Origin of the sequence: Streptomyces sp. NPDC058307 (assembly GCF_042880295.1) — a bacterium.
Taxonomy (GTDB): domain Bacteria; phylum Actinomycetota; class Actinomycetes; order Streptomycetales; family Streptomycetaceae; genus Streptomyces.
Window position 1 is genome coordinate 19,026 of sequence record NZ_JBHVYZ010000088.1, and the last position, 8,541, is coordinate 27,566.

General features: G+C 72.8%; 6 protein-coding genes and 2 pseudogenes. 3 read left to right on the top strand and 5 right to left on the bottom strand.

Annotated elements, in window-relative coordinates:
* Positions 1-46 precede the first annotated feature (46 nt).
* From ACFVYN_RS37765 to ACFVYN_RS37780, 4 genes and pseudogenes are all read right to left on the bottom strand, one after another.
* Positions 47-583 (bottom strand): annotated as a pseudogene (locus tag ACFVYN_RS37765) (D-glycero-alpha-D-manno-heptose-1,7-bisphosphate 7-phosphatase); the annotation flags it as partial.
* Positions 580-1,590, bottom strand: coding sequence for a glycosyltransferase family 2 protein (locus ACFVYN_RS37770; protein WP_390006776.1), 1,011 nt, complete (start codon positions 1,588-1,590; stop codon positions 580-582). The gene ACFVYN_RS37770 and the pseudogene ACFVYN_RS37765, both read right to left, overlap by 4 nt.
* Positions 1,587-3,221 carry a carbamoyltransferase gene (locus tag ACFVYN_RS37775; protein ID WP_390006777.1) on the bottom strand — a complete coding sequence of 545 codons (1,635 nt, stop codon included), beginning with the start codon at positions 3,219-3,221 and terminating at the stop codon, positions 1,587-1,589. The genes ACFVYN_RS37770 and ACFVYN_RS37775 overlap by 4 nt, the downstream gene beginning before the upstream one ends.
* Positions 3,222-3,269: 48 nt before the next feature.
* Positions 3,270-4,265, bottom strand: coding sequence for an NAD-dependent epimerase/dehydratase family protein (locus ACFVYN_RS37780; RefSeq protein WP_390006778.1), 996 nt, complete (start codon positions 4,263-4,265; stop codon positions 3,270-3,272).
* A 601-nt stretch (positions 4,266-4,866) separates the two neighbouring features.
* Here ACFVYN_RS37780 and ACFVYN_RS37785 point away from each other — a divergent pair.
* From ACFVYN_RS37785 to ACFVYN_RS37795, 3 genes and pseudogenes are all read left to right on the top strand, one after another.
* Positions 4,867-6,114 (top strand): MFS transporter, encoded by a 1,248-nt coding sequence (locus ACFVYN_RS37785; RefSeq protein ID WP_390006779.1) that lies wholly within the window; start codon positions 4,867-4,869, stop codon positions 6,112-6,114.
* Between the two features lie 82 nt (positions 6,115-6,196).
* Positions 6,197-7,084: pseudogene (locus ACFVYN_RS37790) on the top strand (acyltransferase family protein).
* A gap of 80 nt (positions 7,085-7,164) precedes the next feature.
* Positions 7,165-7,665, top strand: a complete 501-nt coding sequence (locus ACFVYN_RS37795; protein WP_390006781.1) for a peptidylprolyl isomerase — start codon at positions 7,165-7,167, stop codon at positions 7,663-7,665.
* A gap of 51 nt (positions 7,666-7,716) precedes the next feature.
* Here the strand turns inward: ACFVYN_RS37795 and ACFVYN_RS37800 are convergent.
* Positions 7,717-8,541 (bottom strand): Ku protein (locus tag ACFVYN_RS37800; protein ID WP_390006782.1); only part of this gene is annotated, 825 nt, incomplete at its 5' end.

An 8,541-nucleotide genomic window follows, 5' to 3' on the forward strand; every position in this document is an offset into this window, starting at 1 on the left:
CGAGCCGCACGACCAGGGCCTTGCCACAGCTGTCCCGCGGCTCCTCCTCCGCAAGGAGCTCGCGGACCGCCGTGAGCAGGTCGGGGGCGGTCCGGGGAGCCGTCCCGACCTCCTCGGGCCGGGTTGCCGCGTTGGGTACGAGGATGACGCGGGCGCCCGCGGATTCTGCGGCCAGGACGTCGGCCTCGATGTCGCCGATCACCACGCAGTCCGACGGAGCCACTCCCAGCCGTCGGGCCGCCTCGGTCACCAGACCCGGCCGGGGTTTGCGGCAGTCGCAGCCGTCCTCGGGCAGGTGCGGGCAGTACACCCAGGTGCCGAGGCCGCCGAGCAGCTCGTCCGCCCGGGCGTTGACCCGGCGTACGTCGGTGTGGGTGAGCAGTCCGCGGCCGATGCCCGACTGGTTGCTGACCACGCCGGTCGCGATGCCCGCCGCCCGCAGCAGGTCCAGGGCCTGTCTCGCGCCGGGCAGGGGGCGCACCTGGTCGGGGTCGCCGTTGTAGGGGACGTCCTCGACGAGGGTGCCGTCGCGGTCGAGGAGCACCGCGGCGGGCCGGGTGGCGGGTGGGGTCAGGTGGTTCACGGCATGCTCCCCAGCTGTGCGGCGCGTCGATGGCGTATCAGGCCGTCGAGCCAGTGGCGGACCGCGAGGGGCGGGATGACCACGCTGGTGGCGAGCATGGTGGCGATCTCGTGGGCGGTCCGCGGACCCGGTCCGATACGGGCCAGGGCGAACTCGGCCGTGCCCAGCGCCCACAGCGCTCCGGCTCCACCGGCGGCCCGTGGTCTGCCGGTCAGCGCGCACCCGGCCGCGACGAGCGCGCCGGCCGTCACCAGCGTGTGCCGGGCGAGCCGTCCCCGGGGTGCCTGGGCGCGTGTCCACCAGTCGCGCCCGTGCAGCCGGGTCATCAGGGCGTCGTCCGCGTTGCCGCGCTGGGCGCGTACCGACACCCAGCGGTCGGCCGGACGCACCGGGTGGCGGGTGGTGCGCCGTCCGTGGCGCAGTGTCCAGCCGGCGTCCCGCACCCGCAGCGCGAGGTCGGCGTCCTCACGGAAGGCCCGGGGGAAGCGCTCGTCGAAGCCGTGGACCTGCGCCAGTGCGGCCGTCCGGTAGGCCATGTCCGCCGTGGCCCACGCGGCCTGTTCCAGTCCGGCTGTGCCGCGCTCCCAGTCCGTCGGCCGGCGGTCCGTGGGCAGCGGGACGGTCAGCCGGCCCTGGATACCGCCCGTGACGGCGTCGGCCGCGGCGAGGTCCTCGGCGAGCCGGCGGGACCAGTCCGGCAGCACCTGGACGTCGTCGTCGAGGAAGACGGTCCAGGGCGCGGTGACCGTGCGCCAGCCGGTGTTGCGGGCGGCCGCGGGGCCCCGTCCGCCGCTGCGCAGGGTCCGCACCCGCCCGCGCAGGTCGCCCGCTGCCTCCAGCGGCAGTTTCCCGGCCGGGTCCGGGCGGTCGTCGACCACGACGACCTCGGTGGGCGGGTGGCCGGTGGCCGCGGCGAGCGCGCGCAGGCAGTCGGCGAGGCAGGGGCGTCCGATCGTCGGCACGACGACGGCGTAGGCGGGCGGGGCGGAGGCCGGGGCGTCCGTCATGCGAACATCCCCTTCCGCCGGATCGCGAACGGCCCGAGGGCCAGCAGGTCCACGGGGGCGGACCCGAAGCACTCCAGGGCGTCCCGCGGGTCGTCGACCATGGGCCGGCCGGCCGTGTTGAGGCTGGTGTTGACCACCACGGGCAGCCCCGTGCGGCGTTCGAAGCCGTCGATCATGCGGGCCACCAGCGGCTCCGTGTCGCGCTCCACGGTCTGGATCCGGGCCGTGCCGTCGACGTGCACCACGGCCGGGATGCGGTCGCGCCACGCGGCGGCGACGTCGTGCACGAAGAGCATGTAGGGGCTGGGCAGGGGCCCGTCGAAGAGTTCCGCCGCCCGGTCCGCGAGCACCATGGGGGCGACCGGCCGGAACTCCTCCCGTCCCTTGACCGCGTTGAGGCGTTCCAGGTTTCCGGCGTAGCCAGGATGGGCGAGCAGCGACCGGTGGCCCAGGGCCCGGGGACCGTACTCGCTGCGTCCCTGGAACCAGGCCACGATGCCGTCGCGGGCGAGTTCGTCGGCGACGGTGTCGGCGATGTCGGCGGGCTCCTCGTAGGGGACGGCGGCGGTCTCCAGCCAGGTGCGCAGCTCGTCGTCGCTCCAGCCGCGGCCCAGGGCGGCCGTCGGCATGGCCTCCACCGTCTCCTTCTGGTGGGCGATGTGGAGCGCGGCACCGAGGGCTGTGCCGGCGTCCCCGGCCGCGGGCTGCACCCAGACGCGGCGGAAGGGTCCTTCCCGGTACAGGCGCGTGTTGGCCACGCAGTTGAGCGCCACACCGCCCGCCAGGGTCAGCGTCTCCTCGCCGGTGCGCTCGTGCAGCCAACCCACCAGGCCGAGCAGGACCTCCTCCAGACACGCCTGGGCGCTGGCCGCCGCGTCGGCGTGGTCCTGCGTCCAGGGGTCGGCCGCCGCGCGGGGCGGGACCAGCGACGACCAGGGCACCGGCCGGGCCCGGAAGCCGCCCTCGCCCTCCAGGTGGACGTACTCGCGCAGCTGCTCCAGGAAGCGCGGACGGCCGTAGGACGCGAGGGCCATCACCTTGAACTCGTCGCTGCTGCGCAGGAATCCGAGGTGCTGGGTGAGCTCCTCGTAGAACAGGCCCAGGGAGTCGGGCAGTGACTGCGTGCCCAGGACGGCGAGTTCGCGGTTCGCGTAGCGGCCCGCGAGGTGGGAGCCGCATTCGCCGCGGCCGTCCAGGACGAGGACGGCGCAGTCCGGGTAGGGGGAGGCCTGGCCGGCCGAGGCGGCGTGGGCGACGTGGTGCGGGACGAAGCGCACCTTGGCCGGGTCGAGTCCTGGCAGGGCCTCGGCCAGGAACTCGGGGGCGCGTCGGGCGTACTCCTGACGCAGCTGGTCCCAGGGGTCGTTCAGGCCCAACTGGTCGGCGGGACGGGCGAGTTCGGGATCGTAGGAGTAGGCGACCGCGTCCAGTTCGGCCGGGGTGAGACCGGCCTGCTCCAGGCACCAGCGGGCGGACAGTTCGGGCAGTTCCCACGCGGAGAAGGGGATGGGCCGCTTGCCGTGCTTACGACGGCTGAAGCGCTCCTCCTCCGCCGCTGCCACGATCCTGCCGTCCATGACCAGGGCGGCGGCGGGGTCGTGGAAGAGGGCGTTGATTCCCAGGACACGCATACGGTTCCTCCGGGGCGGCGGGGTGGACGACTTCGCGGGCTTGCGGGCTCAGACCTGCCTGGCCGGCTCCCGTGCCGGCCGCGCCGTCGCGAAGTAGGCGATGGTCTGCTTGATCCCTTCCTCCCAGGGCACCTTGGGGGCCCAGCCCAGCAGTTCACGGGCCAGCCGGGTGTCCGGGCGGCGGCGCTGCGGGTCGTCGACGGGGCGGTCGACGAACTCGATGCGCGAGGAGGAGCCCGCCAGTTCCACCACCCTCCGGGCGATGTCCCGGACCGTGACCTCGTCGGTCCCGCCGATGTTCACGGGCCGTACCGAGTGGCTCGCGGCCACCAGCAGGATCCCGTCGACCGTGTCGTCGACGTAGCACAGGGACCGCGTCTGGCTGCCGTCGCCCGCCACCGTCAGCGGCTCGTCGGCCAGCGCCTGGCAGACGAACGTCGGCACCGCGCGGCCGTCGTGGGCGCGCATACGGGGCCCGTAGGTGTTGAACAGGCGCACGATGCCGGCGTCGGCACCCCTGGCCCCCACATGGGCGGTGACCAGCGCCTCGGCGAACCGCTTGGACTCGTCGTACACACTGCGCGGACCCACCGGGTTGACGTTGCCCCAGTAGTCCTCGCGCTGCGGATGCACGAGGGGGTCGCCGTACACCTCGGACGTCGAGGCGAGCAGGAAGCGTGCCCGGTCCCGCTCGGCCAGGGCCAGCATGGTGCGGGTGCCCAGGCTGCCGGCGTCGAGCGTCTCCAGGGGCAGCCGCAGGTAGTCGGCGGGCGAGGCGGGACAGGCGAAGTGCAGGACGAGGTCGTACGGTCCCGGCAGGCGCCGTAGGCACTCGGGCACGGAGACATCGCACTCGACGAACCTGAATCCGGCGCGGCCGTCGAGGTGGGCGATGTTCCGGCGCGATCCGGACACCAGGTTGTCCGCGCAGTCGACTTCGACACCTGAATCCAGCAGGCGCTCGCACAGATGGCTGCCGAGGAAGCCGGCACCGCCGGTCACCAGCGCACGGCACCAGGGCACACGAGGGGTGGCATCAGTCATGGGACGTCCTTCAGCCGCGCTCGCGGGGCCGGAGAGCGGCGCGCACGTACCGGTGCGACGCGAGCGGCTCATGGGAATGGAGTGAAAGGACAGGTATGGACTGGACGCACGGAACGTGCGTCAGGAACAGGGCCGTCCTGGCCGCAGCCGCCGTTTTCCCGACGGAACGAACGCTGGGTTCCCTTACGAGTAGCTTTCACACATTGATCCCTATTGTGCACAGGACCCACAGGGCCCGCGACTGATGCGGGGGCTGCCCCGAGCCCCTCCAGCCCCGGGCGGAGAAGGTCCGGGAAGCCTGTGAGCAACGGCACTCGACACAGCAAGTGCACCGAGCGCGAGCGGCGGTTGAGCCCGTGCGGGCGCTGTCGTACGGCGAACCGCGGCCGGCTCACCGGTCCCGTCTGCCACGATGGTGCGCGCCGTGACCGACTCGGTGGATGACCGCGCAGCGCAGCCCGGCGTTCTTCGGTTTCGCCTGCCTGCCTGACCTGCCACTTCACCTCACGGGTACCGCACTGTGTCTTCCGTTCCTGCCCCTGCCTGCCCTTCCGCTGCCCCGGCGTCACGTTCTCCGTGGCGATCCCTGAGACACCGCAGCATGCGCTGGTGGTCCGTCGCGAACTTCGTGTCGAACGCCGGCACCTGGATGCAGCTCACGGTGCAGAACCTGCTCGTTCTGCAGATCACCGGGTCCGCCGCCGCGACGGGCCTGTCGATGTCCGTCCAGGCCGGCCCCGCCCTGTTCATGAGCCTGCTGGGCGGAGCGGCGGTGGACCGCTGGTCGCGCAGGGTGACGGCGGCCGTCAGCCAGACCCTCCTCGGGGCGGTCGCCTTCGTCACGGCCGCGCTCGTGGCGCTGGACCGGCTCGACATGACGTCCCTGCTGGTGCTGGCCGCCGTGACCGGCACCATCGCGACCGTCGACGGACCGGCGTGCGCCCTGCTGGGCAACGATCTCGTCCCGGCCGAGGACGTCCCGTCCGCCATCGGCATCGGCGCGCTGGTGCACAGCGCCGGCCGGCTCGTCGGGACCGCCCTGGCCGGTGTGACGGTCGCCTTCCTGGGCACGGCCGCCGCGTACGCGGCCAACGGGCTGTCCTTCCTGTTCGTCGCCGCGGTCGTGCCGTTCCTGCGCCCCGCACCCGGTGCGGCCCCGGCACCCGGGCCGAAGGCGACGGTCGCGGCCGGGCCCGACACGACCGTGCGCGAAGGCCTGCGCTTCTTCGCGGCCCGTCCCCGTCTGGTCGCGCTCGCCGGCATCACCGGGATCAGCGCGGTCTTCGGCCGCAACTACGGGCTGACCCTGGCCGTGCTCGTCACCGGGCCGCTCGCGGGCGGTACGGGGGCGTTCGGCACGGTCTCCTCGGTTCTCGCCGTCGGCGGCATCCTGGGCGCGTTCCTCGGCGCCCGGCTGCGGCGGCCCTCGGTCCGGCTGGTGGGCACGCTGGCCGCCGCGGGCGCGCTGCTGCAACTGGCGGCGGGACTGTCACCGTCGGTGGCCGTCCTGCTGGTGCTGGTCCTGCCCATGGCCGTGGTGGAGTCCGTCTCCGACACCGCCGGCACGGCCGTCCTCCAGACCGACCCGCCCGCCCACCTGCGCGGACGCGTCCTCGGCGTATGGAGCAGCATCGGCACGGTGTGGGGCCTGGGCGGCCCGCCGGCGCTGGGTCTGCTCATGGAGCTGGCCGGGGCACGCGGAGCTCTCGTGACCGGTGGCCTGCTCATCGCGGGCGTGATCGGCGCGGGGTTCCTGGCACGGGGGCGCCGGACCCTGGAGCCCGTGTCCCTGCCGACGAAGCCGGGCGGCGAGGTGGCGGGACGGGAAGCGCTGAGCACGGCCGCCTGACGGGAACGACGAGCCGGAACGGGGTACGGCCGGCACACAGGTACGGAGTTTGGGTCGCTCCCGCAGCGGTGAAGCGCCCGGGATGCACGACGAGCACCTTGCCACAGCCGCCCCTCGGGAGCGCGACGCCTTCTTCGACGACGCCAAGTACCTGGCGATCGTGCTGGTCGCGGTCGGCCACGCGGGGGAGCCGTTGCGGGAGGGGAGCCGGGGCGTGTCCGCGCTGTGCCGTACGTAGTCTTCGAGACGGCGTACCCGTTCTTCACGCGGTGGCCGGACCGGGTGCCAGGCCGGCCGGTGAGCCTGCTGGATCCCCTGTACCTGACGTGGTTCCTGGTGGCTCTGTTCGTGTGGCGGCTCACCACCCCGCTATGGAAGCGGGTACGTCATCCGGTGCCGGTCGCCCTCGCCGTGGCGATGCTCGCCACCCTCACGCCCTCCATCGGCGACGACCTCGACCTTCAGCGTGTCCTGCAGTTCCTGCCGTACTTCGTGCTGGGCCTGACACTCGCACCCCGGCACTTCCGGCTGATCCGTCGGCGGTCGGTACGGCTGCTCGCCGGGCCGGTGTTCGCCCTCGCGCTCGTGGCGGCGTACCGGGCGGTGCCACGGATGAGCGCGGCCTGGCTCTACCACCGGGACAGCGCCCAGGAGCTGGGCGCGCCCGCCTGGTCGGGACCGGTGATGACGCTGGTCGCCTCCGGGTGTTCGCTGGTCCTGGTCGGGTGCGTTCACCGCACTGGGCGCGGGCACGCTGTACGGCTTCCTCGTCCAGGGCGCCCGGTTCTGGGGCTGGTACGACCCCGCCCGGGTCCACGGACCACTGGGTGCGGCCGCGGTCGCCCTGCTCGCCGCGACCACCGTGACCGCCCTGTGCACCCCACCGGTCCGACGCGCCTTTCGCTACCTGGTGGAACCGGAGATGCGGTGGGCCTTCCGACGGGAAGCAGGGCGACCGGCGCGCGCCTGAGGCGGCGGAACACCACCTGCACCCGCACAGGCGTGTGACAAGATGCTTCGGTCATGCCCCACCAGAAAGGGACGATTCCCATGTCCAGGGTCGAGCTGACCACTAATTTCGGCCGTATCGTCCTCGAGCTCGCCGACGCCGAGGCGCCCAAGACCGTCGAGAACTTCCTGAAGTACGTCGGCAACGGGCACTACGACGGCACGGTCTTCCACCGGGTGATCGACGGCTTCATGGTCCAGGGCGGTGGCTTCACCCCGGACATGGTGCAGAAGCCCACGCTCGCGCCGGTCCCGAACGAGGCCGACAACGGTCTGAAGAACACCGCGTACACCGTGGCGATGGCGCGCACCAGCGACCCGCACTCGGCGACCGCCCAGTTCTTCATCAACGTCTCGGACAACGAGTTCCTGAACTTCACGGCCAAGAACCCGAACGGCTGGGGCTACACGGTGTTCGGCAAGGTCGCCGAGGGCCAGGACGTCGTCGACCAGATCAAGGGCGTACGGACCGGCAGCAGCCGCGGTCACGGTGACGTGCCGACGCAGCCGGTGATCATCGAGTCCGCGAAGGTCGTCGACTGACCGCTCCCGCAGACCGACGCGACCTGCGCGGTGCCGACGGCGGCGCGCAGGTCACGCGGTCCGTTTGCGGGCGGTCGTCTTCTTGGCCGCCGTCTTCTTCGCGGCCGTGGTCTTCGCGGTCGTCGTCTTCTTGGCCGCCGCGGTCTTCTTCGTCCCCTGTGACGACTTCGCCGTCGTCTTCTTCGCGGCAGCCGTCTTCTTCGCGGTGCTCTTGGCGGTCGACTTCTTCCCGCCCGTCTGCTTCGGCGCCGCCCGCGCCGACTTCCGCTGCGGCAGCTGTCTGACCTCCCCCGCCTCCTCGCCCCGCGACTCCTTCGCTTCCCGCACGCTCTTCTCCAGCGCCGCCATCAGGTCGAGGACCTTGCCGGCACGGGCCTGCTCGGGCGCCTCCGGGGGCGCCTCGCCCGCGGCCTTCGCGGCGACGACCTCCTCCAGGGCCTCGCGGTACTCGTCGTGCAGTTCGTCGAGGTCGATCTCACCGAGGGTGTCCATCAGCGCGTCGGCGAGGTCGAGCTCCTTGTCGCTGATGGTGACCTTGGTGTCGGGGGCGAGGCCCTCGGGCGCGCGGACCTCGTCCGGCCACAGCAGGCCGTGCAGCGCGATGGCGTCCTCCACCACCCGCAGCATCCCGAGCCGTTCCCGCCCCCGCAGAGCGTACTTGGCGATGGCCACCTTGTGGCTGCGCTTCAGCGCCTCCCTGAGCAGGGTGTACGGCTTGGCCGCGGGGGCGCCGCCCGCCTGGAGGTAGTACGACGCGTCCATCTGGAGCGGGTCGATCCGGTCGGCCGGCACGAAAGCGACGATCTCGATGGTCTTGGCCGTCGGGAGCGGCAGATGGGCCAGGTCCTCGTCGGTGATCGGGATGATCGTGCCGTC